Below are 25,161 nucleotides of genomic sequence, written 5' to 3'. Positions count from 1 at the left end.
AATATTAATAAGATAATTAGAGAAGTTAAATAATTAATATGAAAATAATTTTTTAAGATAGTTATGTTAATGTTTATTAAGTAAACATTTTACAATATATACGTATTCTTTAATAAAATCTTTATTCGATTTTTGACTGATATTTGTGTTGTTTATAGCATATTTTCCATTAATAAATATAGAGGGAATACGATCTATTTTTAGAGTATTTTGTATAATCTGTTGATTATATAACATAGATTTTACAACAAAACTGTTCCAAAGGAAATTAAATTCTTTTTCATCAATTTTTGCTAACTTTAAAAATTCATTTTTTAAGGTATAGACATCAGTGATAGTTTTTTGTTGTTGAATTTTTTCAAATATAGGCATAAGAATTTTTTTGTCTAATTCCATCATTTTTGATATTTCCCATATGTGAGTTAATGATTCACCTAATTCTCCTCCTAAAAAATTAACGTGATATTTTACAATTTTAATAGAATTAGATATGTTGTTTTTTATATGGTAATCGAGTCGATATTTTTGTTCTAAAGTATAGCAATGAGGGCATAAAAAAGAAAAAAATTCTATTATTGGAGCAGCGTTTGCAATTTTTTTATCAAGTACGGTATATTTTTGTTTTTCTATAATGGGTGTATCTATGTTACAAAATCCAAATGACATGAGCGTCGCTAATATTAAAAATTTTTTCATACGTTTATTATATAATTAATTTTGTTATTTTTTTAAATGTTTTAGTTATCTATATCATAGCGTATTTTTAAAAAATCGTATATTTTTGGTGAACTAATATTTAATAAAATATTATTATTTTTTAGAAAAAGTAATAATGTAACTTTGATGTTAATCATACGTGTTTATTATTTGTTTGTGCGCGAGTAAAGTTATGAATAAAAATAGAGTGTTATGGTCTTTTAAATATGATTTGTATAAAAAGGATAATATTTAGGATTAAAAGTTCCGATGTCTAGTATTCCAGATAATTCATTAAAATGTCCATTTTTACTTAAATTAGTATGAAAAAAATAAAAGATTTAGAGCGAATTGTATAAATAGAGAATGATTAAAAAAGAGTGTACGATGATCTAAAATCGCCAGCAGTGCGAGAGTGAAAAAATTAGGTATAGAATTATTTAAAATTGTATATAACAAGATTTTTTGCTCAAATATGTTATTGCGTTTTTCTAATTTATCTGAACGAAATTTTGTGTATTAAATTATGTTTGTCCTAGTGTGTAGTTTGGAAGAGTTACATGCATGTTTTAATTGGTATTAATGTAATATGGATAAGATAGTTTATCCATACTAGCACATTAAAATTAGTATTGTGATAAAATTTTACTCGTATTAGTTTAGTAGAATGATGTAACTAATAGATAATAAATTCTGATTATGAAAATGATAGAAATTTCTAATATTTTTAAAAAATTCTAATCAAAATAGTTTAATTTTTTTTTATTAATAAGATTTTTTAGAGGAATGTCGATACATGATAAGTTATCTTTAACTTGGATTTTAAATATGGATTGTTTGATTGATACACTTAAATCTACGATGTTATTTTCTATTCATTATTGTACATTTGCTAACTTAAAAAAATAATTTTAAAAAAACATGTAAAGAATTTATATTTTTATTTGATAGAATATAATGAAAAAATTTCTTTTATATATTCTTTAAAAGAAAAATTTTATTATAAAAATTATGCTATTGTTTGTTATTTTATTAGTTAAATTTCTATTTTCAGTTACTTTGTGGAGTAGCTAAAAGAAAATTTAATGAATTATCAAGTATTTAAATAAAATTTTTTATATTTTTAATAATGTATGTAATATTTTTTATTTTATTTTTCTGATATTTGTATAATTTTGTATTATATTTTAAATGTTTTATAAGGTGTTAACATGAATTACGTATTACTAAATTAATTTTTAGTTAGATAAAAAAAATAAAAAGTATAGTTTTTAAAAAAATAAATTTTTTATTGTGGTTTAATATATCTTATTTTTATTTTTTAGGGTATTAACTGAAAAATACAATGTTGTTTTTATTTTATAAGTAAAAATACAATATTAAAAAATATAATTTATACAATTTTACAATATTATTTATATCTGATTTTTAATTTATACACTAACACTTATAAAAGGTTCTGTAATATTTATAAAAATAGGAAATATTTTTGTATTAAGTTTATATTTGAATTATATAAACATTTTTAAATAAATAAATAGTAAGAAATTGTGTAGTGTTTGTATAGTTATTAGTAATATTTTAATACAATTTTTTCATATGTTTATTGATAGTAGAGTAATTTTTAGAAAATATGTTAATTAAAATTTTTATTGTTTTGAAAATATTATAATGATTAGTTTATTGGTTATGTAGTAATCATATGCAATAAGTTAGTTTTATTTTATTTCGTTAACGTTATTTTTTTAACGTTAGTATAAATTAGGGGGTGTTATTTCTTGATATGTATTTAAAATGAGTTCATTAAGTTAATTAAAAAATGATAAATACTAGATAAATTAAACATGCAAGGTATATTGCATAACTTATAAATATGAATTAATAAACATTAATGATATTTTAATAGTTTGTATTTTAAGCGTAAATAAGTAGTATAGAATTCGGTTGAAATAAATTACTTTTTATAAAATAAAAAAATATTTTCAACTGTCAATTGAATTTATTTTTTTTGTTATATTAAAAATGTAAAGAACGTTATGTGTTATATATAAAAATTATTGAATTGGCATGAAAAGAAATTTATATATAATAAAAATATTGTTTTTTAACTTTAATAAGATTAGATTGACAATCTAACATATTTTAAAACAAAACACTATATGAAACATGATTATTATATTATATAGTAATAATTTGAAATGTTTATTTGTGTTTATATGTTTAGAAAAATATCTTGTCTTTTAAGAAACAATTAATATGTTTTATAATTGATGATTTTAGATTTCATTTATTATTATTTTAGTAGACATATGATATTTTATATATATGTATCATTATAATGTATGTAATATATATAAAATGTAGAAAATCTTGTATTTCACATGGATAAATAAATTTCAGTACAAACGTTAATTAAGGACTTAGCTTATTAAATTGGATTACTAAATAACATTACATTAACTATTTTAGTTTATTAGTTATTGATAGTTATATAATTAGTAATAAATTTAGAGTATATATATGATATTAATTAAGATAGGACTATTGGCATTATTATTATTATTGCAAATAAATTTTTTTGTAGGACAAGATGGTTTGTACGAATATATGAAATTGAGAAAAAAAATTTTACAAAAAAAATTAGATATTTTTTATCTTACAGAACGAAATGTAAAATTGTTTTCTGAAATACAGCTTTGGAATATGAATAATGAGTTAGTCGAAGAATATGCAAGAAGTAATTTGGGTATGATAAAAAATGGTGAAACCTTTTATAGAATTATAATTAATCATAATTTTGATGATATTAAATAATGCATTATAAAAGATTTGTAAATGATTTTATGAATAATATTGGTACTTTTCATTCTAACATTGTAGCTATTATTCCTGCAGCTGGAATTGGTAGTAGAATGTTGTTAAATAAGCCTAAACAATATATAAAAATTAAAGGGTATACTGTTCTTGAACATAGTATAAAATTTTTTTTGGTACATAATAATATTAAAAGAATCATAGTTATTTTAAATAAAAAAGATGTTTTTTTTCATAAATTATCTGTTTCTTTTCATCCGCGAGTTTATTTTGTTTTTGGGGGAGAACTTCGTGTACATTCTGTATTAGCTGGTTTATTGGTAGTTCATGATGCTAAATGGGTAATAATTCATGATGCTGTAAGACCTTGTTTAAGTTTACACGATTTAAATAAAATTATATCTTTAGTTGATACAAGTGCTATAGGGGGTATATTAGCTACACCGGTAAATAATACTATTAAATATAGTATGAATCATATTGATATTTTTGGAACTATAAATCGATACCAATTGTGGAATGCGTTAACTCCTCAATGTTTTCCTACGAAACTTTTGTTATTTTGTTTAAAAAAAGCTATAAAAGAAGGAATAAATATAACTGATGAAGCATCAGCTATGGAATATTGCGGATATCATCCAAAATTAGTAAGAGGTAGAGATAGCAATATAAAAATTACTTATCCAGAAGATATTTCTTTTGTTCGTTGTTATTTAAAAACGCAAATGTTATAAGAGAATGAGTTTATGAAAATCGGACATGGTTTTGATGTGCATGCATTTGGTAGCATAAAACCTTTGATTATTGGAGGAGTGATTATACCTTATATACATGGTTTGACAGCTCATTCTGACGGTGATGTTTTAGTACATACCGTCATTGACGCATTAATGGGAGCTACTGCTATGGGAGATATTGGTTCAGTATTTTCTAATACTGATCAAAAATATAAAAATATTGATAGTCGCATATTATTGAGGAAAACATGGAAAGAAATTACGAAAAAAGGATACGTTTTGTCTAACATTGATATAACAGTTATTGCGCAACTTCCGAAAATGTTAATTTATAGAAATAAAATGAGAGATAATATTTCTAGAGATCTTACGTGTTTAGTAGACAATGTTAGCGTTAAATTTACTACTACTGAAAAATTAGGTTTTATTGGGCGAAATGAAGGAATAGCGTGTGAATCGATTGTTATGTTGGATAATTTTAAATCGGATATAATTTAACATTTATAAACATATTGAAAATAATGATTTTAATTATTTTTTAAAGAAAATTTCTTTTAAGTATGTATTTTATGTATAGTCAGTCAATTTGACTACATATTATTTATTTTGGTATGTTATTTAAATTTATTTTTAGCGAATATTCGAAAAATAAAATTATTTAAAATAATTTTATTTTGAAAATTTAAAAAGATTATATTAAAAATATGAAATCGTATTTGTTTGAGTTGTTTGGTAAAAAGTTTTGATAAAGTATTTATTTTAAAATTGTTATAGTAGACAAATAAATGTTTTATGTTGAAACTATAATTTATTATAGAAATTTTTTTTAAAGAATTGATTTTCTTAAAAATAAGCGTATTAAAATAGTGACTTAATAATTATTCGATGTGTAATATGACTTTTGAATTTTATGTGCTTATATTATAGTCGTTTTGATAAAATACAATTTTAATATGTAAATAATGTAGGATTTTTGGAATAACCTAGTTTAAATACAGAATTTATAATGTTATACATTAAAAATAAATTAGTTTATATTTTGCATTGCATGCAATTTCATTGAATTATTTATCTCTATACTAAACTCTGTTTTTATTAGTATTTTACAAATAGCAGGTTTTAGTTAATGTTTAATATACATTAATTCTGCTATTTGTTAAAAGTATTTAATTACAAATATACAAAAATATTTTTTAATAAATAATTTTTTTTATTTTAAATTTTCTTCTATTCTTATTAGTTGATTGTATTTAGATGTGCGTTCTGACCTACTCATAGAACCAGCTTTTATTTTTTTAGCAGCGATTCCTACAGACAAATCAGATATAAAAGTGTCTTCTGTTTCTCCTGAACGATGTGAAATAATTACAGTATAATTTGCTTTGTTTGCCATTTGTATAGCTTTCAATGTTTCGCTTAAAGTTCCAATTTGGTTTGGTTTGATTAAAATAGAATTAGCTATACCTTTTTTTATGCCTTTTTTTAGTAATTGAGTATTAGTTACAAATAAATCATCACCTACTAATTGAATTTTTTTTCCCAATCTTTCTGTTTGATATAGGAATCCATCCCAATCTGATTCATCTTGTCCATCTTCTATAGAAGTAATAGGATATTTTTTAACTAGGTCTTCTAAATAATGGGTAAATTCTTGTGATGTAAATTGTTTTTTTTCTCCATGCAACATATATTTTTTTGTATGCTTGTTGTAAAGTTCAGAAGCTGCACAATCTAAAGCAATAGTAACATTTTTTTCTAATATGTATCCAGATTTTTTAATAGCTTCTTGAATAATTGTAAGCACTGATTCATTAGAGTTTAAATTAGGAGCATAACCACCTTCATCTCCAACAGATGTGCTTAATTTTTTTTGTTTTAAAATAATTCCCAATGTATGAAATATTTCCGATCCTATTTGAATAGCTTCTTTTATGTTACTAGTATTAATGGGTTGTATCATAAATTCTTGTATATCTATGTTATTATTTGCGTGTTTTCCTCCATTTATGATATTTATCATGGGAATAGGTATAGAAAATTTTCCTGGAGTATTATTTAATTCAGAAATATGTTGGTATAAAGGTATACCTTTATATTTTGATGCAGCTTTTGCTATTGCTAACGAAACAGAAAGAATAGTGTTTGATCCTAATTTAGATTTGTTTTTAGTTCCATCTAGCTGAATCAAAATGTTATCGATAGTTTCTTGATCATCGGCGTTTTTGTTTTTTAATTGTTTAGAAATAATGCTGTTAATTAGTTGAACAGATTTGGTTACTCCTTTCCCGAAAAATCTTGATGCATCATTATCGCGTAGTTCTAATGCTTCCTTAGAACCAGTAGAAGATCCAGACGGTGATGATGCTAATCCAACAAATCCTCCTTCTAAATGAACTTCAGATTCAACAGTTGGATATCCTCTAGAATCTATTATTTCTCTAGCAATTATTTTTTTAATTTTAGACATAAATAAATTGTTCCTTGTAAATAAGCATCTTTTACGTAAATATGTATGAATAGATTTCATATTTAATGATTAACGTTGTGTTTTTTTTTATATTTTATAGCAGCTTCAATGAAGCCAGAAAATAATGGATGTCCATCTCTAGGTGTTGATGTAAATTCTGGATGAAATTGACATGCTAAAAACCATGTATGGCCAGACAACTCAATAATTTCCACTAGTTTTTTTTCTTCAGAAAATCCTGTGACTAATAGTCCATGTCTTTCTATTGTTCGTAAAAAATTATTATTAACTTCGTATCGATGTCTATGTCTTTCTAATATGGTGTTAGTTTTATATAATTTTTTTGATAGGCTATCGTTTTTTAAATAGCATATTTGACTACCTAATCTCATTTTTCCTTCTAATATTTTCTTGTTCGTTACAATTTTTTTACTATATAATACATTTTTTCGTTCATGAATGAGAGAAATAATAGGATATTTACATTTTGGAGAAAATTCTGTAGAATTAGCTTCTTTTAATCCTACTACATTTCTAACAAATTCTATTAATGCAATTTGCATTCCTAAACAAATTCCAAAAAATGGAATATTGTTTTCTCTAGCGTATTGTACAGATATTATTTTTCCGTTTATTCCTTTTTTTCCAAATCCACCAGGAATTAAGATCCCATGAAGAAATTTTAGTGTATCCACATTTAATTTTTTAATTTTTTTTGAATCAATTAATTTTATATTAACAATTGTTTTATGTTTTAGTCCACCATGTTTTAACGCTTCTATAACAGATTTATAAGCATCTGGTAATTCGACATATTTTCCAATAATTCCGACGGTTACTGTTTGTGTAGAATTGTATTCGTCGTATATAACTTGATCCCATTCTGATAAATTAGCTTGAGGAACATACAATCTAAAATGATTACAAATTAAATCATCAACTTTTTGTATATTTAATAATTTAGGAATAGTATAAATAGATTTAACATCTTTTAATGAAATAACTGATTTTTCTGAAACATTACAAAATAAAGCAATTTTTTTACGTTCAATAATTGAAATCGTTTTTTTTGAGCGGCATATTAATATATCTGGTTGTATTCCAATAGATAACAGTTCTTTAACTGAATGTTGAGTAGGTTTAGTTTTAATTTCTCCTGTAGTAGATATATAAGGTACTAAAGTTAAATGAATATACATAGTATTTTTTTTTCCTACATCTACTGCCATTTGTCGAATAGCTTCTAAAAATGGTAAAGATTCTATATCACCTACTGTACCTCCTATTTCTACAAAAATAATGTCTTTATTTTTCGAACATTCAAAAATTCTATCTTTTATAGCATTAGTAATATGCGGAATAACTTGAATAGTAGCGCCTAAATAATCTCCATTTCTTTCTTTTTGAAGAACTTCAGAATAAATACTACCTGTAGTAAAATTATTACAACGAGTCATTTTGTTTCTAATGAATCGTTCGTAGTGCCCTAAATCTAGATCTGTTTCTGCACCATCTTCAGTAACAAACACTTCACCATGTTGTATGGGACTTATAGTACCTGGATCTATATTAATATATGGGTCTAATTTTATAATAGTTACATTGAGATTTCGTGCTTCAAGAATTGCAGCTAAAGAAGCTGTTGTAATGCCTTTTCCGAGAGATGATACTACACCTCCAGTTATAAAAATATAATGTGTTGTCATATTTAACCAACATGTGGATGAAATATCGAACAAGATTGTTAAAAAATGAAAATAATAGTATAGTTTTTAAAATTATGTGGAACGTTATTTGTTAGTAAATGTCATATAGAATCTATTTTTTAACACGAGTTTTTAATTGTGGTTAGTTAATAATATTAATTATTGTATAATTGTTTATGTAGATATAAAATATTTTAAGTCAGTTGTTTAAATTGTTGGATACTCGTTTCTAATGAATAAAATATTACTTTTGTTAGACGATATTTAGACGTGTGTTTTAGAGTCAAATATTTTAACTATGTATACAATTATGAAATTTATAGTGTATTGTGTAAGGTGTTTACTAAATAATATATTATTTGTTAATATTTTTTTTTATATTATCTTTTAATTTTACTATCCTGTTAAATATTAAGTTGTTTTTAATAGAACAATTTTTATCAAGATAAAAATATCCTTCTCTTTCAAACTGATATCTATTTTCAGAAATATTATGCAGAATATCAGATTCTACAAATCCTGTTTTAATAATTAATGAATTTCTGTTAATGTACTTTAAGAAATCTATTTGTGTTTCAGGATCTTTGAGTAAAAATAGTTTTTCATATAAATTAAATTGAGCTGGTAATGCATTTTTTTCAGAAATCCAATGGATTACTCCTGATACTTTTTTATGAATAGGATTTTTTCCTAATGTGTTTTTGTCGTATGTACAAATAATTTTAATTATGTTGTTATCAGTATCTTTGATTATTTTTTTTGCACAAATAGTATAAGCATGACGTAATCTAATTTCGTTCCCTATAGTTAATTTTTTATTTGGTATAGTGTTATTTTCTTGAAAATCAAAACGATCTATATATATTTTATTGCTAAAAATAGATTTGTGTGTTCCCATAGTATTAATATTAGGGTGGTTTGGAATCGTTAATATTTCTGTATAATCGTCAGATAAATTGCAAATATATATTTTTATTGGGTTAATAACTGCCATATAACGAATAGTATTTATATTTAGTTCATTTCGAATACAAGATTCTAATAGCGATAATTCTATGATATTCTCTTGTTTTGTAACTCCAATTTTTTCGCAAAATTCGCGTATAGAAGAGGATGTATATCCTCTTCGTTTTAATCCAGAAATTGTTGGCATTCTGGGATCATCCCATCCAGTCACGATGTTATTAGTTATCAAGAGTTGTAGTTTTCTTTTAGATAATACAGAGTATTCTAATTTTAATCTAGAAAATTCATATTGGTGAGGATAATGAGTAACACTAATATTATTTAATATCCATTCGTATAATTGTCGATTGTCTTGAAATTCTAACGTGCATATAGAATGTGTTATTTTTTCTATAGAATCGGAAATACAATGAGCAAAATCATATGTTGGATATATGCACCATTTTGTTTGAGTTTGGTGATGTTTTGAAAATAAAATTCGATATAATACAGGATCTCTCATGATCATTGAAGGTGATCTCATATCTATTTTTGCTCTCAAACATGCATTTCCTTCAAAAAAATGTCCATGTTTCATTTTTTTAAATAATGATAAATTTTCTTTAATAGTGCGCGTTCGATATGGACTATTGATTCCAGGTGAAGTTAATGTTCCCCTATATTTGCGTATTTCTTCTTTATTCAATTGATCAACGTAAGCTAATCCTTTCATAATTAATTCTTTAGCATATTGGTAAATTATTTTAAAGTAAGAAGATGCATAAAATATGTTGTTATCCCATTTACATTCTAACCATTTTATATCTTCAACGATTCTATTGATGTAGTGAACGTTTTCTTTTCTAGGATTAGTATCATCAAAACGAAGATTAAATGTTCCTTTAAATTGTTTAGCTAAATAAAAATTTAAAAATATAGATTTCGCATGGCCAATATGCAAGTAACCATTAGGTTCAGGAGGAAAACGTGTTTTAATATTTTTTACTTTGTTTTTTTTTAAATCATGATAAATTATTTTTTGAATGAAATTATGTATTTTTTTATTTTGATTATTCATTTTATTTCCTGTAGATATTTATCTAAAGTAACAAAGAGAAATTAAAAAAATAAAAACAAATAACTAGTTAATAGATAATTTTGGTACTATGGTATAAATAGTTTTACAAAGATCGTTTTTATAGTTATATCTTTTTAAAAATCATTGTTGACATTATTAGTATAACACAGCATAATTTAAAGTATAAAATAATTTTATATTTCCGGCTACGTAGCTCAGTTGGATAGAGCACAGCACTCATAACGCTGAGGTCACAGGTTCAATTCCTGTCGTAGCTACTTTTGAAATTTAAAAATTAAAATTTTAGAGTGTGGAAGTGGCGAAATTGGTATACGCACCAGATTTAGGTTCTGGCACCATTAGGTTTGCGAGTTCGAGTCTCGCCTTCCGCACATACAATATTTTAAATAATTATTTTGGGGTATAGCCAAGTGGAAAGGCACCGGTTTTTGATACCGGCATCCCTGGTTCAAATCCAGGTACCCCAGCAATACTTGGCTATAAAAAGTAAAAGTAAAATTTAAATTAAAATAGTATAATTCTTATCTAAAAAATCAAATAACATTCTTTTTTGTCTATTTATTTAAATATATTTTGAGTTAAATTATATAATAATAAAATTTAAAATAAATTTAATTGTTATACATAATAAAATTTAGTATAGGTTTTATTTTATGGATTCTGAAGAATTAAAAAAATCTGTTGCAAAGGCTGTTTTGGACTATATTTATCCCGGTTCAGTAATTGGTGTTGGAACAGGTTCAACTGTATTTCATTTCATTGAAGCACTAAGTTATACTAAAAATTTAGTTCATGGAGTGGTGTCTAGTTCTAGTTCTTCTACATTATTTTTGAAAAAACATGGAATTCCTGTGTATAATTTAAGTGATATTAAATCATTAATGTTATATATAGACAGTGCAGACGAGATAAATTTTAAATTACAAATGATAAAAGGAGGAGGTGCTGCTTTAACTAGAGAAAAAATTTTGGCTTCTGCGGCAAAAACTTTTATTTGCATTGTAGATGAATCAAAATTAGTGAAAGTATTAGGAAAATTCCCGTTGCCTATTGAAATTATACCTATGTCTATTTCTTATATACTAGATAAATTGATAAAATTAGGAGGCATACCAAAAATTAGGCACAATGTTATTACAGATAATGGGAACATCATTGTTGATGTTTATGATTTCAAAATATTAGACCCAATTAAAATAGAACATAAAATTAATTCTTTACCTGGAGTAGTGAGTGTAGGATTATTTGCAACTCGCACAGCAGATATTGCTTTAATTAGCAAACAATCAGGTATAACAGTTATGAAAAAATAAAATATATTTTATATAATGTGTTTGTTTTTACAGGTTTTTTAAATCAGCCAATGTGCGGAAGATATGTATAAACTTTAAGATTAATAAAACATTTTTAAAAATATATTTTTAGTGAATTAAGATTTTATGTTTTCTTTTTTAGTTTTAAAATTGTTGTATAAAAAATCTTGCATATTGATGTAAATACTTATGCTTATGCATGTATTATAATTATTTTGTGGATATTTAAATAATTTATATATACTATGTTACAAATGTTGTCTTTTTCATTAATAACGTTAAATATGTTATTAAAATAATTTAATTGGTTTATATTGGATAGTATAAATAAAATGCCAGTTCAATGTATAGAAGTCAAGCTTTTTGGTCAATTATTAAAAGTTAATTGCCCTAATGAGCTGAAAAATGACTTATATAATGCAGTTAATAGTTTGAATAAAAAATTACAGAATTTAAAGATTAAAACTGGAGTATCTAATACAGAGCATTTAGTGTTTGTAACAGCGTTAAATGTATCTTATGAATTAGAGCATGAAAAATCAAAAATAAAAGAAATTATTTTAAGATCCAAAAAAATTATCTCGCATTTAAATAAATTGAAGATAATTAAAGTTTAGTATAATTATTATGTATTAATTTTTATAGATGTATAATCATTTTTTCATTTTTTGTGATGTTATTTTATGCTATTTATAAGTCGTAATATTCAAAGAGAGTATTTTAGAAAATTGAGAAAAACAGTGAAATTGAAAGAAAAAATAGTTTCATCTATAAACATTTCTCATTTAGCTTTTTATTGCGAATATTTACGTGTTGCTAAAAATGTCGCTATTTTTTTTTCTTTTGATGGAGAAATTGATACTCACGTATTAATTTTAAAATTATGGAAAAAAAAATATAATGTTTTTTTGCCCATTATTGACTCAATTTTGGATAAAAAATTATTATTTTCTCAATATTTTCCTAATACTTGTTTAAAATTAAATGCATTTAATATTTTTGAACCAATTTTACATAAAGATATGGTTTTATCTTGTAATGACATGGACGTAATTTTTGTTCCACTAGTGACTTTTGATAAATTTGGTTATCGTTTAGGAATGGGTGGAGGATTTTATGACAAAATTTTAAGTAATTGGAAACAAAAAGGTTTTTTCCCCATTGGATTAGCCTACAATTTTCAATTAGTTGATAAAATTGTTCCTCTTCCTTGGGAATTTTCTTTACCTGCAGTTTTAACACCTAATAAATTATGGACGTGGAATTATTAATATAATATAGTATCAATAGTTACTATCTCTTTTAGTTCTACATGCTCTCAATAATAAATTTTGTATATGTTTAGTGTTGATGCAAATAATATTATATGTCAATTTTTTAGTTGGTGTCCATTTGATTAGTTCTTATTTTTAATAGTTTTCGTACAATTAGAATACACGTAAGGATTATGATTTCCTTGAATTTGAAAAATTAGTGTATCTCTTTTACATTCCCAAATACTAATAGGATATTTTTTATTCCATGTATTAAATAATTTCATTTGTTCATTAGAAATATTTAATTTATAGGTTTGATTCATATAGAAGTAGGTTCTGGCAATGATTCCTTTAGAGTTGTCAGGTGGTTCTGCTATTTTATTTTTAAAATCAATTTTCATTGAACAACGCCCATATTGATTTTTTTGTTTTTTATCTAGCTCTCCATACATAAAATTACTTCGGTCTGCATTGATTTCTCCAATTACAGGTTGTAAGTTATGTAAATCGGTTTCTATTTTTTCATAATTTGTATCGTGAGCACAATTTTTTCTTCCACCTTTTTTCCAACATTTTTTTAAATGCCCAAATTGCCATGCTGGTACTACATGTTCCCATTCTATTCGATTAGCTCTGTTTGTATTTTTTCGAATTCGATAACCACAAGATGTTAGTTGTGGAATGCCTTTTTTTTTGATCCACGATATTTTGCAACCGCAGTAAAATGAACTTGGTATATTAGCATTAACTTCTTGTGCTAGTAATTTAGTTTGATAAAAATTTCTATAATGATGTTGATACATTGTACTTTCATTAGAAGGTAATGTAATAAAAGAAGACAACAATATAAATAGTGTTTTAATTAGCATTTTATTTAAATCATTATAAAAATAATAGTTTATCAAAATACATTTAAATTTTAAACAAAATTTACTTTAAATTACAATAATTATGTATTTTTTGTATATAACTTGTTTAATATGATTCCATAAGAAGTATATTGTTTATTACGTTTAATATGCATTTTTTGTATTATATTTAAATATGAATTTTTTATATTAACGCATAAAGTTATTTCTATGTATTGGTTTTTTAAAAATTATTAGTTTTTAAAATTAATATTATCATAGCATTTTTAATAAAAAAATTTTTTTGAATACAATTTATCGTTCAATTCTATTATTTTTTGCATGAAATGAGAGCGATATGTTTCGTTCATAAAATCATTTTTATACAATTGTTCTAATTTTTCTTTTTTTAATTTACTTTTATTTTCTATAGCTAATTTGATTCCAAGATCTTGGATAGTATTGTTTATATATTGATTTAAAATTTTTTCAGAATAAGTTAGATCAGTGTGATCAAAATATTTAAATATTTTTTGACATGTTTTTTGATATTGATTGCTTTGGGATTGATGGTCCAAAATTTCTGCTATATGAAAAAAACCTTCTATTAAATATTTTCCTATCGATTCTAGTGATTTTTTTTGATGGTATACATTAATACGCACTGTTTGTTTAGGTTTTCTTCCTTCTAGACTAACTATTTCCCAATTTTTAGAGTGATATTGAAGATCTTTATTGGTCATTTTTGGAGAATCGGCAATTACGCACCAAATTAAAAATAGATCTAATAGTAATATTTGTATTTTTTTAATTCCTATACATGAAAAAGGATTTATATCTAATGATCGTATTTCTATGTATTGAATTCCTTTTTGTTTTAAAGCATTTAAAATAGTTTCGTTAAACGTTGTAGTTCTTTTAGGTCGAATATAAGTATATAATTCATTCTCCATTTGTAATATGTTAGTATTAATTTGTTTCTTATTACCACAAAAATCTGTTAGTCCTATTTTGTTAAATGTTTCAGACGTTGTATACAAACCATATTGTAGCGATGATATATAGTTATCTAAAGAATTAAACGTTAGTTTTAAATTTTTAATGGATTGATTAGTATAACCTAAACTACTTAGTCTCAAAGAAGTAGACCACGGCAAAAACAACATCCCATTTTTTTTAATAAAGTTTAAATTATGTTTTTTATTTTCAATGAAAAATGGTTCAATAGCTGGTGATGTACCGAATAAATAAGGAATGATCCATCCAAATCGATAAAAATTTCTGATTAAACATAAATATCCATTAGAAACAAAGTTTTTTTGGGTTATTTTATTGTTGTATTTCCATTCTTTCCAAAATGCCATTGGTAATGAAAAATTGTAATGAACTCCAGAAATAATATTCATTAGTGTACCATATCTGTTATTTAATCCTTTTCTATATAATGTCTTAATGCTTCCAAGATTAGATGTTCCGTATTTTGCTAAAGCTATAGAGTTAGTAGAATCCACGAATGGAGGAAGACTAAATGGCCACAAATATTCTTTATCTATATTTTTATTTACAAATCTGTGAATATCACGCAAAATTTTTAATAAATGGTTTATATTGTGAGTAGGTGGAGTAACAAGTTCTAATAGTGATTCAGAAAAATCCGTTGTAATCCATTTATGAGTTAAAGCTGATCCTAAAACATAAGGATGATCATTTTTAGAAATTTTTCCATTTACATTTATGCGTAACGCTTCACGTTCAACACCTCTTAATATATTTTGTATAATTTTTGGATTAGATTTTAACCAATTGATTTTGTGTAGTATTTTTGGAATCAAAGTAACCTCTGAAATAAATATAAGTAATATAAAACATTAATTATATCATTTTTTAATAATGATTTTGTAAACAAGTTTATGCGTAAATTAGAAAGTTTGGATTGAATTTTTAATAGAGAAATGTTAGTTACTAGAATTTTTTGCATCCGGAAGGATTTGAACCTCCGACCTCTCGGTTCGTAGCCGAGTACTCTATCCAACTGAGCTACGGATGCTATTTTGCTTTTCGGTGAGAGAGGGATTCGAACCCTCGATGCAATTGTATTACATACTCCCTTAGCAGGGGAGTGCCTTCAACCACTCGGCCATCTCACCTAACAATATTATAATGTTATTACTTTAAAAATGTATTATGTGGTAAATTAATAATTTATATATAATTTGCATCAGGTTATCATATTGATTTTAGATTGTATAGTAATTTTAAAAAATAGTTATTGTAGTATTATATTCAATTATTATTTAATGTTATAATTTACAATTTAAAATAATAGGTTAAGTAATTACAGCATCTCGCTTTGATAGAAGATAAGCAAGATGCTGATATTTTAGCAATTAGATTTTTGACTTTTTTCAGCTTGAATTCTTTGATATATTTCTTCACGATGTACTGAGATTGTTTTAGGAGCGTTTACACCAATACGCACTTGATTACCTTTTACACCTAATACTGTTACAGATATCTCATCACCGATGATGAGTGTTTCCCCTACTCGACGAGTTAGAATAAGCATGTATTTTCCTTAAAAACTTTTGAAAGATGCAACCGATCCGAATGTTGGCATGATGCCTAATACTAAACTAAATAAAAAATTTTATGATATCATATACTATGATATGTAATTTTAACATTTTGTGTGATTTTTAAAACATTTAATTTTAATTAAATGTTTTATAACTTAGAATTAATCCAACTTTTTATATTAATTAATTCTTGTTTTAACAAAGTTAAATTTTTTATTCCTCCTTCAGCTATAGAAATTTTTCCTCCTCCTTTTCCGTTTAACTTGTGTAAAAGTATATGCAATAGTTCGTTAGCAGAAATTTTTTTCGATATACTAGGTGTAATTCCTACAATAATTGTTGCATGGTTATTAGTAATATTTGCTAATATAATGATAACTGATTTTAATTGGTTTTTGATTTTATCTATTATGTTTCTTAACGTTTCAGGTTTTTGGTTTTTAAATGTATGTATGATTATTTTTATAGATTTTATTAAGATAAAATTTTTACTAAGTTTATTAACTATTTTGCATATTTCTTGCTCATGTATTTTATTTATCTTTCTTTCTAATTTTTTGTTATTTAATAATAGAGCTTGAACATTGCTTTTAATATTTTTGTTGTGAGTTTTAAGTATAGTTGCAATATTTTCTATTTCTATTTCTTGTTTATGAATACTAGATAAGGCTATTTGACCAGTTTTTGCTTCTATTCTTCTAGTTCCAGATGATATACCTTTTTCAGTAGTAATTTTGAATAAACCTATGTTTCCTGTTCTTTTAGTGTGAGTACCTGCGCATAATTCAATTGAAAAATCGTTAATCGAAAGAACACGAACTATTTCAGTATATTTATCTTGAAATAGAGCTATAATATTTTTTTTTCGTGCTTCGTTTAACGTCATGATATCTGTTTTAATTAATATATTATGACTAATTTTCATATTGACCATATTTTCAATTTTTTGTATATCATTTAAATGTATCGGGGAATGATGAGAGAAATCAAATCGTAAAAATTGATCTGTGATGTAAGAGCCTTTTTGAAAAATATGATTTCCTAATATCATTCGTAATGAAGAATATAGTAAATGAGTAGCAGAATGATTAATTTGAATTAATACTCTTCGATCATAATTAATTTTAGCTAGGACTCTACTGCGAACATTTAGATGTCCTGATATTAACTTACCAATATGTCCAATAGCATTTCCGTATTTTTTAGTATTGTAAACTATAAAATTTCCGTGTATATTTTTAATTGTTCCGGTATCACCAATTTGTCCTCCTAATTCTGCGTAAAAAGGAGTATTTTCTAATATCAATATGGCTGTATCATTGTCTGATATAGTTGTACAATATGAATTATTGCAAATCATACCTATTATATATGATTGCGTTTCTATAGTATTATATCCTATAAAATTAGATGACAAAGCATTATTTATGGGAGTATTAATGTTAATGTTGCTTATTTTACAAATTTTTTTTTCGTTTGTTTTTTTTCGTTGATTTTTTTGATATTTTTTAAGTTCTACGAGATTTACGAAAATATTTTTTTCACGACAAATTTCTATGGTTAGGTCTATAGGAAAACCAAATGTATCGTATAATTCAAAAATTAATTTTTCACTAATAGTATTGTTTTTAAGCTTTTTAATTTCTGTTTCAAGTAATCTTAATCCTTTTTCCAGGGTACAGATAAACTTGTTTTCTTCTAATTTTAATATAGTTTCTATTTGTTTTTGTTTCTTTTTTAAAATATAAGCATGTTCTCCCATGGAATGTATTAAAGTAGGGATTAGCTTATATAAAAATAGTCCTTTGATTCCAATATAATGTCCATGCCTTACAGCTCTTCTAATGATTCTTCTCAGAACATAACCGTGTTTTTCATTAGAAGGAGTAATATTTTCGGATATAATAAAAGCACTAGATCGAATGTGATCTGCAATAACATACATATGTTTGTAATCAAAGTTAGAATTGTTGCTCATTTTTTTAATTAAGTTTAATAATGGTTGGAATACGTCAATTTCATAATTAGAAATCACATTTTGTATGATTGCTGAAATACGTTCTAATCCCATTCCTGTATCAACTGAAGGTTTGGATAATTTTACAACGTTTTTATCATTTATCTTATTGAATTGCATAAATACGATATTCCAAATTTCGACAAATCGTTCTCCGTTGTCTGTATTGTATCCAGGAGGTTTTCCAAATAATTGATGTCCTTTGTCATAAAAAATTTCTGTAGATGGGCCGCATGGACCTGTGTTTCCCATTTGCCAAAAGTTATCGGAGGCATATTTATTGTGTTTTTTATGCCCTATTTTAATAATTTTTTGTTCTTGTATATTAATAATATTTTTCCATATGTTATAAGATTCTAGATCGTCTTTATATACAGTAATCCATAATTTTTCTGAAGATATATTTAACCATTTTTTTGATGTGAGAAATTCCCATGCATATGTAATAGCTTCTTTTTTAAAGTAATCTCCGAAGCTAAAATTACCTAACATTTCAAAAAATGTATGGTGTTTAGATGTATATCCCACGTTGTCAAAGTCGTTATGTTTTCCTCCTGTTCTGAGACAGTTTTGAACTGTAACTACTCGAGTATATTTGAAGTCGTGATCTTTTTGTAAAAATATATCTTTAAATTGATTCATTCCAGCATTAGTAAATAGTAACGAAGAATCGTTTAATGGAATTAAGCTACTTCCTGGAATAACAGTATGTTTTTTTTCTTTAAAGAAGTGTAAAAACATTTGTTTTATTTCATTAGTGGTTTTTTTCATTTTTTTAATAAAATTATTGGATGTTATAACTCATATGTGATTAAAAATTCATTTATAATTTATAAATATATTTTATGAGAACTATTTTTTGTTTTATTTAAAATATAAGAGGTAAATTTTAAAATTATATTAAGGTAGTAGGATAATTTATTATATAACAATAAATTTTTTAAGTAATAATATCAATGTTATTAATATAGAAAATGGTTATACGATCGATTCTAATTAAAATTAGAAAATGTTTTTTTTTGCTATACTATGTATTTATAATTTCTTTTTTTAGAATATTTTATGATCAATACTAAAAATGTAACTGTTATTATGTCTGATATTATTCCATCTAAAATGCGATTGGACAAAGCTATATTGCAATTATTTAGTGGATATTCTCGTACTTGTGTAAAGAAATGGATTGTAAACTGCCAAGTTAATGTAAATGATGTTGTTTTTAATAAGCCTAATACAAAAGTAATATGTGGAGATAAAATCACTGTTAATAATATTACTTCTGTAAAAAATGTTGACAATTCTCAAAATATTCCTTTAAATATTGTTTATGAAGATGAAGACATTTTAGTGATTAATAAACAAGTTGATTTAGTTGTTCATCCTGGACCTGGTCATGAAGATGGAACTTTATTAAATGCATTATTATATAAAGATAGTTGTTTTTTTAATGTTCCTAGATCTGGAATTGTCCATAGATTAGATAAAAATACTACTGGATTAATGGTGATTGCAAAAAATATCAAATCTTACGATAATTTAGTTAGTTCAATGAAGTCTAGAAAAATAGTTCGACAATATGAAGCTGTAGTACATGGTCGAGTTATTTCTGGAGGAACAATTTGTAAACCTATTAAACGACATCCGTTAAAACGTACTTCCATGACTACTAGCGTTGCGGGGAAAAAAGCTATTACTCATTATAGAGTTATGAAACGTTTTTATTGTCATACTCATTTAGTTATTACATTAGAAACAGGGCGAACTCATCAAATTAGAGTACACATGTTAAGTATTAATCATCCGTTAATAGGGGATCGTGTGTATGGTAATAAACATAAATTTTGTAAAAATGTTGTTTTTTCTTTGCGTAATACAGTTCGATCTTTTCCTAGACAAGCATTGCATGCAAGTAAACTTAGTTTAGAACATCCTATAAAAAAAGTACGTATGGAATGGAATAGTAATTTACCTCAAGATATTTCAATTTTATTAAATCAATTAAATGTAAGCGAAGATAAGTTAACACGATCACCATCTTAAATGTTTTAATTTAAACTGATTTAGGTTATTACTCTATTTTTTAGCTTAAGTATAATTGCATTATATTATAGTATTTTATATTATATAATTAGTTTTTTATATTAGTAATGTATAATTGATAGCAAAGTTTTATTTAATTATTTAAATATAAATTTTATGTTTTTTGTTTTTGTTTTACTCTTTTGATAGCTGTTTTTAAAGCCAAAAAATATCCATCTAATCCAAGTCCGCAGATAACTCCAGATGAAATATCGGATAGCCATGAATGTGATCGAAAATTTTCGCGTGAATAAATATTGGAAATATGTACTTCTATAAAAGGTATGTTAATGCTCATTAATGCATCACGTAATGCTATACTAGTATGCGTAAAAGCACCTGCATTGATTATAATATAATCCATTTTTTTATTAGAATCGTGAATGCTTTTAATTAATTTACTTTCTGAATTAGATTGTACATGATGTATATTAGCGTTTAGTAGTTTACCTTTTTCATCTAATTTTTTTATTAATTGCGTTAATGTAGTACTTCCATAAATATGTGGTTCTCTTTCTCCTAATAGGTTGAGATTAGGACCATTTATTATCAAGATATTGTAAAAAAGTTTCATATAATTTTTTAATAAATAACGTAAAATATTTAATTTATAAGTATTATACATCATTATGTATAAATTCGATGTTTTATCGCACAAATTTAATATTTATTAAATAAATATTGTGTATAAATGTCAATGATAGCGTATGAATGCGTATAGGTGGAGTGAAACGAATATATTTTAAAATCATTTTTTATTGAAGTAATAAAATTTTTTATAAAGTATTAATTGAAAATTATTATTTTTATTGATTATTTTTCTATATTACAAGTGTAATATAAAAAATTGGTATTAATTCTATTATGTTTTTATATATATCAATTGATGTAATACTTTATTCAAAATATAATAACAATGTATACGTAAACATTTAATTGGATGTATATTTATATTTAAAATAAGCGAGTTATAATGGTTCTTAATTCAGTTACTGAGTGTTTATTAACTGCAAATAAAATTACTTATCAAAATATTTTTGAGATGTTAGATGATATCTCAAAAAATACAATAGATTATTCTGATTTTTATTTTCAATCTAATAGTCATGAATCATGGACGTTAGAAGATAATATTGTTAGAGAAGGTACTTTTAATCTTAATCAAGGTGTAGGAGTAAGAGTTATATCAGGAGAAAGTACTGGTTTTTCTTATTCAGATAGTATTACGTTGAATACATTGAGAGAAAGCGTATGTTTATCTAGTAGTATCTTAGAAAAAACTCGTTCTATTCGCATAAAACCTTTTTTAGTGGTTAAAAATACATCTTTGTATACTTCAGATAATTTATTAACTAATTTTGATTCTAAAGAAAAAGTAAATATTCTTTATAAGATTAATTCTATTGCTAGAAGTGTAGATCATCGCGTAATTAGTGTAAACGCTACTTTAAGTGGCGAATATGATCAGGTATTAGTAGCTGCTACAGATGGTAGTTTAGCAGCTGATATTCGTCCTTTAGTTCGTATTTCGGTTTGTGTAATAGTTGAACATAATGGTAAACGTGAATATGGTTTCAGTGGAGGAGGAGGTCGAGAGGGATATACTTTTTTTTTAGATAACTATGTATCTGGTATGCCTTTATTAGAATATTATGCTAGAGAAGCAGTGAGGATTGCTTTAGTTAATCTATCCGCTCAAGAAGCCCCTTCAGGCATGTTTCCAGTAGTATTAGGTTCAGGATGGCCAGGGATTTTATTACATGAAGCAGTTGGGCATGGATTAGAAGGAGATTTTAATCGTCAAGGTACTTCGGTTTTTACTGATAAAATTGGACAAAAAGTTGCTTCAGAATTATGTACTATTGTAGATGATGGGACTATTAAAAATAAAAGAGGGTCTCTAACTATTGATGATGAAGGTGTTCCAAGTCAATATAATGTGTTAATAGAAAATGGAATTTTAAAAAGTTATATCCAAGATAAATTTAATTCTCGACTAATGGGTGTAAATCCTACAGGTAATGGTAGAAGAGAGTCATATGCTCATTTGCCTTTTCCTCGTATGACTAATACATATATGTTATCAGGAAGTTCGACTCCAAATGATATTATTAACAGTATTGAATACGGAATATATGCATTAAATTTCAGTGGCGGACAAGTAGATATTACTTCTGGAAATTTTGTATTCTCTACTTCTGAGGCGTATTTGGTAAAAAAAGGAAAAATTTCTAATTCTATAAAAAATGCAATGTTAATTGGATCAGGTAGTAACGTGATGCAAGAAATCTCTATGGTTGGAAATGACTTATTAATAGATGGAGGAGTAGGAACATGCGTAAAGAACGGACAAAGTATTCCAGTAGGTGTAGGTCAGCCGACAATAAAATTAAATAATATTACGATAGGAGGAACGGAACAAATAGTATAATCTTTATTATTTTATTCAGTTAACTATGTGGAACTATATAAGAACTAATAAATGGATATAATTTCTTATAGAGATTATGCAGTCAAATTATAGTTAGTATGACTGCATGATAAATATCTCGCGTATTTATATGGAAAATGAATAGCATACTTTTGAAAACATGTTATTTTTTTATTAATAATTCCTTTATTTTAGCTGATTTTCCTGTCCTATTTCTTAAATAGTATAGTTTTGATTTTCTAACATCACCATGCTTTTTGATATATATAGTTTCGATATTAGGCGAATTAGCATGAAATACGCGTTCTACAGCATATCCATTGGATATTTTACGTACACAAAAAGAATAGTTCAAATGTCTATTTCGTTTAGCTATAACTATGCCTTCAAATGATTGTATTCGTTTTTTTGATCCTTCTACTACCCATATTTTCATTTCTATAGTATCTCCTGTTTTAAAAGTAGGAAGAGTTTTTTTTATCTGTTCTTTTTCTATTATTTGAATTATGTTCACAATAATACTTTCCTAATATATTTTTTATATTTCAATAGTTTTTTCATGTTTTTGATTTTAATTTTTTTGCTTTAAATTGTTCTAATAAATTGTGTTCTTCTTTTGTAAGTGTGATGTTATTCAATAAATCTGGTCTTTTTATCCAAGTTTGCCCTAGTGATTGTTGTAGTCTCCACGTTTTTATTTTTTTGTGATTTCCAGATAATAGAACGTCAGGAACTTCTATATTATGAAAAATTTTTGGTCGAGTGTAATGAGGACAATCTAATAGTCCTTTATAAAACGAATCATGTTGTTTTGATTTTATCGCGTTTAAAGAACCAGGAAGTAATCGACATATCATATCAATTAAGATCATAGCGGGTAATTCTCCCCCGCTAAGAATGTAATCGCCAATAGATATTTCTTCATTTATTATTTTGCTATGTATAAGTCGTTCGTCTATTCCCTTGTATCTACCGCATAACAAAATTATGTGTTGCGTTTTTGATAACTGCACAATTTTTTCTTGATTTATTTTACATCCTTTCGGCGATAAATAAAGTACTTTTGCATCACATTCTAATTTAGATTTTGCATTTTCAATGGCCAATTTTAATGGTTGTGCTTGCATAAGCATACCAGGTCCTCCTCCGTAAGGACGATTATCGACATTTCGATATTTATTTTTTGTGTAATTTCTTGGATTAAAGATATCAAGTTTCATTATTCCTTTATGAATGGCTTTTCTAGTAATTCCATAATTGATTACGGTATGAAACATGTTTGGAAAGATACTAATTATTCCTATATGCAATAATGCTTTTTTTTTTAAAATTTTTTTATTCAAAAGTATATTCCCAATCTACTATAATTATTTTTTTAGTAATGTCAACTTTTTTAATAACTGTTTTATTAATAAAAGGTATTAACATGTTTTTTTGGATATGATTTGATTTTGATATTATTTTATTAACAACGAGGACATCATTTGATGATGTTGCAATTAAATCTGTTACTTTTCCTAGTATTTTTTTTTTATATCGAATACGGTACAATTTATTATATCTTTCCAATAATAATCATCGTTTTTTAACGGCGGTAATTTATTTTCGTTAATGATTATGTAACTATTAGTTAGTTTTTGAGCTGAAGAACGATCAATAATATTTTTTATCTTTACGATGAAGTATTTTTTTTTATCTTTCCAACTTTGAACATCAATAGTTGTTTTCTTGGTATTATTTTGAATGTGCCAAGGATGATAATTGAAAATGTTTTGTTTTTTTTCTGTAAACGAAAATATACGAATCCATCCTAATATACCATGAGGAATTCCAAATTTAGCAATAATTAAATGTTTAGAATGTTGTTTTTTAATTTTTATAATAGATTACACCTTTTTATTTTTTATTTTAGAAAAATTTTTAATTAAGTGCTTGACTCTACTAGACATTAACGCTCCATTTTTTATCCAATATTTTATTCTAGTATAATTTATATAAATATCATTACTAGGATTTTGTGATGGTATTGGATTAAAAAATCCTACTTTTTCAATAAATCTTCCATTTCTAGGACATCGGCTATCAGCGATAATAACTTGATAAAATGGGCGTTTTTTAACTCCTACTCTTGACAAACGAATTTTTACCATAATACTTACCTTTTAGTAATTGTACTT

General features: G+C 25.0%; 21 protein-coding genes and 5 tRNA genes. 11 read left to right on the top strand and 15 right to left on the bottom strand.

From position 1 onward, the window contains the following. Positions 1-66: 66 nt before the first annotated feature. Positions 67-696: a DsbA family protein gene (locus tag U0T55_01945; protein ID XBC42674.1), complete on the bottom strand. Its 630-nt coding sequence runs from the start codon at positions 694-696 to the stop codon at positions 67-69. A gap of 2,520 nt (positions 697-3,216) precedes the next feature. On the opposite strand from U0T55_01945, the gene U0T55_01940 reads away from it, so the two are divergent. Genes U0T55_01940 through ispF form a run of 3 tightly spaced genes read left to right on the top strand, consistent with a single transcriptional unit; the run spans position 3,217 to position 4,745 of the window. Next, positions 3,217-3,510: a septum formation initiator family protein gene (locus U0T55_01940; protein ID XBC42673.1), complete on the top strand. Its 294-nt coding sequence runs from the start codon at positions 3,217-3,219 to the stop codon at positions 3,508-3,510. A 29-nt stretch (positions 3,511-3,539) separates the two neighbouring features. Further along, complete coding sequence (ispD, locus tag U0T55_01935) at positions 3,540-4,244, top strand: 2-C-methyl-D-erythritol 4-phosphate cytidylyltransferase (GenBank protein XBC43073.1); 705 nt, start codon at positions 3,540-3,542, stop codon at positions 4,242-4,244. Positions 4,245-4,256: 12 nt separating this feature from the next. Next, positions 4,257-4,745 (top strand): 2-C-methyl-D-erythritol 2,4-cyclodiphosphate synthase, encoded by a 489-nt coding sequence (ispF, locus tag U0T55_01930; protein XBC42672.1) that lies wholly within the window; start codon positions 4,257-4,259, stop codon positions 4,743-4,745. Positions 4,746-5,457: 712 nt separating this feature from the next. On the opposite strand, the gene eno is transcribed toward ispF, so the two are convergent. The 3 genes from eno to glnS form a co-directional block, all read right to left on the bottom strand. Then, the gene (gene eno / locus U0T55_01925) at positions 5,458-6,714 is read right to left on the bottom strand and encodes a phosphopyruvate hydratase (GenBank protein ID XBC42671.1); all 1,257 of its coding nucleotides are present in this window, start codon (positions 6,712-6,714) and stop codon (positions 5,458-5,460) included. Between the two features lie 62 nt (positions 6,715-6,776). Next, a complete protein-coding gene (locus U0T55_01920; GenBank protein XBC42670.1) occupies positions 6,777-8,420 on the bottom strand; it encodes a CTP synthase in 1,644 nt (547 codons plus the stop codon). Between the two features lie 355 nt (positions 8,421-8,775). Then, entirely contained in the window at positions 8,776-10,443 is a 1,668-nt protein-coding gene (gene glnS / locus U0T55_01915) for a glutamine--tRNA ligase (protein ID XBC42669.1), read from the bottom strand. A gap of 204 nt (positions 10,444-10,647) precedes the next feature. On the opposite strand from glnS, the gene U0T55_01910 reads away from it, so the two are divergent. The 6 genes from U0T55_01910 (at position 10,648) to U0T55_01885 (ending at position 13,048) form a co-directional block, all read left to right on the top strand. Further along, positions 10,648-10,721: transfer RNA gene (locus U0T55_01910), tRNA-Met, on the top strand. Between the two features lie 32 nt (positions 10,722-10,753). Beyond that, positions 10,754-10,835: transfer RNA gene (locus U0T55_01905), tRNA-Leu, on the top strand. 25 nt (positions 10,836-10,860) lie between these two features. Continuing rightward, positions 10,861-10,931: transfer RNA gene (locus U0T55_01900), tRNA-Gln, on the top strand. Positions 10,932-11,117: 186 nt separating this feature from the next. Beyond that, complete coding sequence (gene rpiA / locus U0T55_01895; GenBank protein XBC42668.1) at positions 11,118-11,777, top strand: ribose-5-phosphate isomerase RpiA; 660 nt, start codon at positions 11,118-11,120, stop codon at positions 11,775-11,777. 332 nt (positions 11,778-12,109) lie between these two features. Further along, a complete protein-coding gene (gene zapA / locus U0T55_01890) occupies positions 12,110-12,394 on the top strand; it encodes a cell division protein ZapA (GenBank protein ID XBC42667.1) in 285 nt (94 codons plus the stop codon). A 66-nt stretch (positions 12,395-12,460) separates the two neighbouring features. Beyond that, positions 12,461-13,048, top strand: a complete 588-nt coding sequence (locus tag U0T55_01885; GenBank protein ID XBC42666.1) for a 5-formyltetrahydrofolate cyclo-ligase — start codon at positions 12,461-12,463, stop codon at positions 13,046-13,048. Between the two features lie 125 nt (positions 13,049-13,173). Here U0T55_01885 and U0T55_01880 read toward each other — a convergent pair whose 3' ends face one another. From U0T55_01880 to alaS, 6 genes are all read right to left on the bottom strand, one after another. Beyond that, on the bottom strand, positions 13,174-13,902 hold the full coding sequence (locus U0T55_01880) for an endonuclease (protein XBC42665.1): 729 nt from the start codon (positions 13,900-13,902) through the stop codon (positions 13,174-13,176). A gap of 266 nt (positions 13,903-14,168) precedes the next feature. Next, complete coding sequence (gene gshA / locus U0T55_01875; GenBank protein ID XBC42664.1) at positions 14,169-15,713, bottom strand: glutamate--cysteine ligase; 1,545 nt, start codon at positions 15,711-15,713, stop codon at positions 14,169-14,171. Positions 15,714-15,854: 141 nt separating this feature from the next. Further along, positions 15,855-15,928: transfer RNA gene (locus tag U0T55_01870), tRNA-Arg, on the bottom strand. A 12-nt stretch (positions 15,929-15,940) separates the two neighbouring features. After that, positions 15,941-16,028 (bottom strand) — tRNA-Ser (locus tag U0T55_01865). Positions 16,029-16,261: 233 nt separating this feature from the next. Next, positions 16,262-16,447, bottom strand: a complete 186-nt coding sequence (gene csrA / locus U0T55_01860; GenBank protein XBC42663.1) for a carbon storage regulator CsrA — start codon at positions 16,445-16,447, stop codon at positions 16,262-16,264. 158 nt (positions 16,448-16,605) lie between these two features. Continuing rightward, positions 16,606-19,215 carry an alanine--tRNA ligase gene (alaS, locus tag U0T55_01855; GenBank protein ID XBC42662.1) on the bottom strand — a complete coding sequence of 870 codons (2,610 nt, stop codon included), beginning with the start codon at positions 19,213-19,215 and terminating at the stop codon, positions 16,606-16,608. Positions 19,216-19,536: 321 nt separating this feature from the next. Between alaS and rluD the strand changes: the two genes are divergently transcribed. Continuing rightward, on the top strand, positions 19,537-20,514 hold the full coding sequence (rluD, locus tag U0T55_01850) for a 23S rRNA pseudouridine(1911/1915/1917) synthase RluD (GenBank protein ID XBC42661.1): 978 nt from the start codon (positions 19,537-19,539) through the stop codon (positions 20,512-20,514). Positions 20,515-20,668: 154 nt separating this feature from the next. On the opposite strand, the gene aroQ is transcribed toward rluD, so the two are convergent. Further along, the gene (aroQ, locus tag U0T55_01845) at positions 20,669-21,127 is read right to left on the bottom strand and encodes a type II 3-dehydroquinate dehydratase (GenBank protein ID XBC42660.1); all 459 of its coding nucleotides are present in this window, start codon (positions 21,125-21,127) and stop codon (positions 20,669-20,671) included. A 399-nt stretch (positions 21,128-21,526) separates the two neighbouring features. On the opposite strand from aroQ, the gene tldD reads away from it, so the two are divergent. After that, positions 21,527-22,984 (top strand): metalloprotease TldD, encoded by a 1,458-nt coding sequence (tldD, locus tag U0T55_01840; GenBank protein ID XBC42659.1) that lies wholly within the window; start codon positions 21,527-21,529, stop codon positions 22,982-22,984. Between the two features lie 163 nt (positions 22,985-23,147). On the opposite strand, the gene rplS is transcribed toward tldD, so the two are convergent. The 4 genes from rplS to rpsP form a co-directional block, all read right to left on the bottom strand. Beyond that, positions 23,148-23,501, bottom strand: coding sequence for a 50S ribosomal protein L19 (gene rplS, locus U0T55_01835; protein ID XBC43072.1), 354 nt, complete (start codon positions 23,499-23,501; stop codon positions 23,148-23,150). 40 nt (positions 23,502-23,541) lie between these two features. Continuing rightward, positions 23,542-24,294, bottom strand: a complete 753-nt coding sequence (gene trmD / locus U0T55_01830) for a tRNA (guanosine(37)-N1)-methyltransferase TrmD (GenBank protein ID XBC43071.1) — start codon at positions 24,292-24,294, stop codon at positions 23,542-23,544. Positions 24,295-24,319: 25 nt separating this feature from the next. Next, a complete protein-coding gene (locus U0T55_01825; GenBank protein XBC42658.1) occupies positions 24,320-24,553 on the bottom strand; it encodes a hypothetical protein in 234 nt (77 codons plus the stop codon). Positions 24,554-24,870: 317 nt separating this feature from the next. Then, entirely contained in the window at positions 24,871-25,134 is a 264-nt protein-coding gene (rpsP, locus tag U0T55_01820; protein XBC42657.1) for a 30S ribosomal protein S16, read from the bottom strand. Between the last annotated feature and the right edge of the window lie 27 nt (positions 25,135-25,161).

Origin of the sequence: Buchnera aphidicola (Kaburagia rhusicola ensigallis) (genome assembly GCA_039830025.1) — a bacterium.
GTDB classification, from domain to species: domain Bacteria; phylum Pseudomonadota; class Gammaproteobacteria; order Enterobacterales; family Enterobacteriaceae; genus Buchnera_B; species Buchnera_B aphidicola_AW.
Note: the sequence above shows the minus strand (reverse complement) of the source record. Positions and strands in the feature narration are given on the sequence as shown.

Coding starts and splice junctions, on each gene's coding strand:
- U0T55_01945 (XBC42674.1), bottom strand. CDS start 696: ATGAAAAAATTTTTAATATTAGCGACGCTCATGTCATTTGGATTTTGT.
- U0T55_01940 (XBC42673.1), top strand. CDS start 3,217: ATGATATTAATTAAGATAGGACTATTGGCATTATTATTATTATTGCAA.
- ispD (XBC43073.1), top strand. CDS start 3,540: ATGAATAATATTGGTACTTTTCATTCTAACATTGTAGCTATTATTCCT.
- ispF (XBC42672.1), top strand. CDS start 4,257: ATGAAAATCGGACATGGTTTTGATGTGCATGCATTTGGTAGCATAAAA.
- eno (XBC42671.1), bottom strand. CDS start 6,714: ATGTCTAAAATTAAAAAAATAATTGCTAGAGAAATAATAGATTCTAGA.
- U0T55_01920 (XBC42670.1), bottom strand. CDS start 8,420: ATGACAACACATTATATTTTTATAACTGGAGGTGTAGTATCATCTCTC.
- glnS (XBC42669.1), bottom strand. CDS start 10,443: ATGAATAATCAAAATAAAAAAATACATAATTTCATTCAAAAAATAATT.
- rpiA (XBC42668.1), top strand. CDS start 11,118: ATGGATTCTGAAGAATTAAAAAAATCTGTTGCAAAGGCTGTTTTGGAC.
- zapA (XBC42667.1), top strand. CDS start 12,110: ATGCCAGTTCAATGTATAGAAGTCAAGCTTTTTGGTCAATTATTAAAA.
- U0T55_01885 (XBC42666.1), top strand. CDS start 12,461: ATGCTATTTATAAGTCGTAATATTCAAAGAGAGTATTTTAGAAAATTG.
- U0T55_01880 (XBC42665.1), bottom strand. CDS start 13,902: ATGCTAATTAAAACACTATTTATATTGTTGTCTTCTTTTATTACATTA.
- csrA (XBC42663.1), bottom strand. CDS start 16,447: ATGCTTATTCTAACTCGTCGAGTAGGGGAAACACTCATCATCGGTGAT.
- alaS (XBC42662.1), bottom strand. CDS start 19,215: ATGTTTTTACACTTCTTTAAAGAAAAAAAACATACTGTTATTCCAGGA.
- rluD (XBC42661.1), top strand. CDS start 19,537: ATGATCAATACTAAAAATGTAACTGTTATTATGTCTGATATTATTCCA.
- aroQ (XBC42660.1), bottom strand. CDS start 21,127: ATGAAACTTTTTTACAATATCTTGATAATAAATGGTCCTAATCTCAAC.
- tldD (XBC42659.1), top strand. CDS start 21,527: ATGGTTCTTAATTCAGTTACTGAGTGTTTATTAACTGCAAATAAAATT.
- rpsP (XBC42657.1), bottom strand. CDS start 25,134: ATGGTAAAAATTCGTTTGTCAAGAGTAGGAGTTAAAAAACGCCCATTT.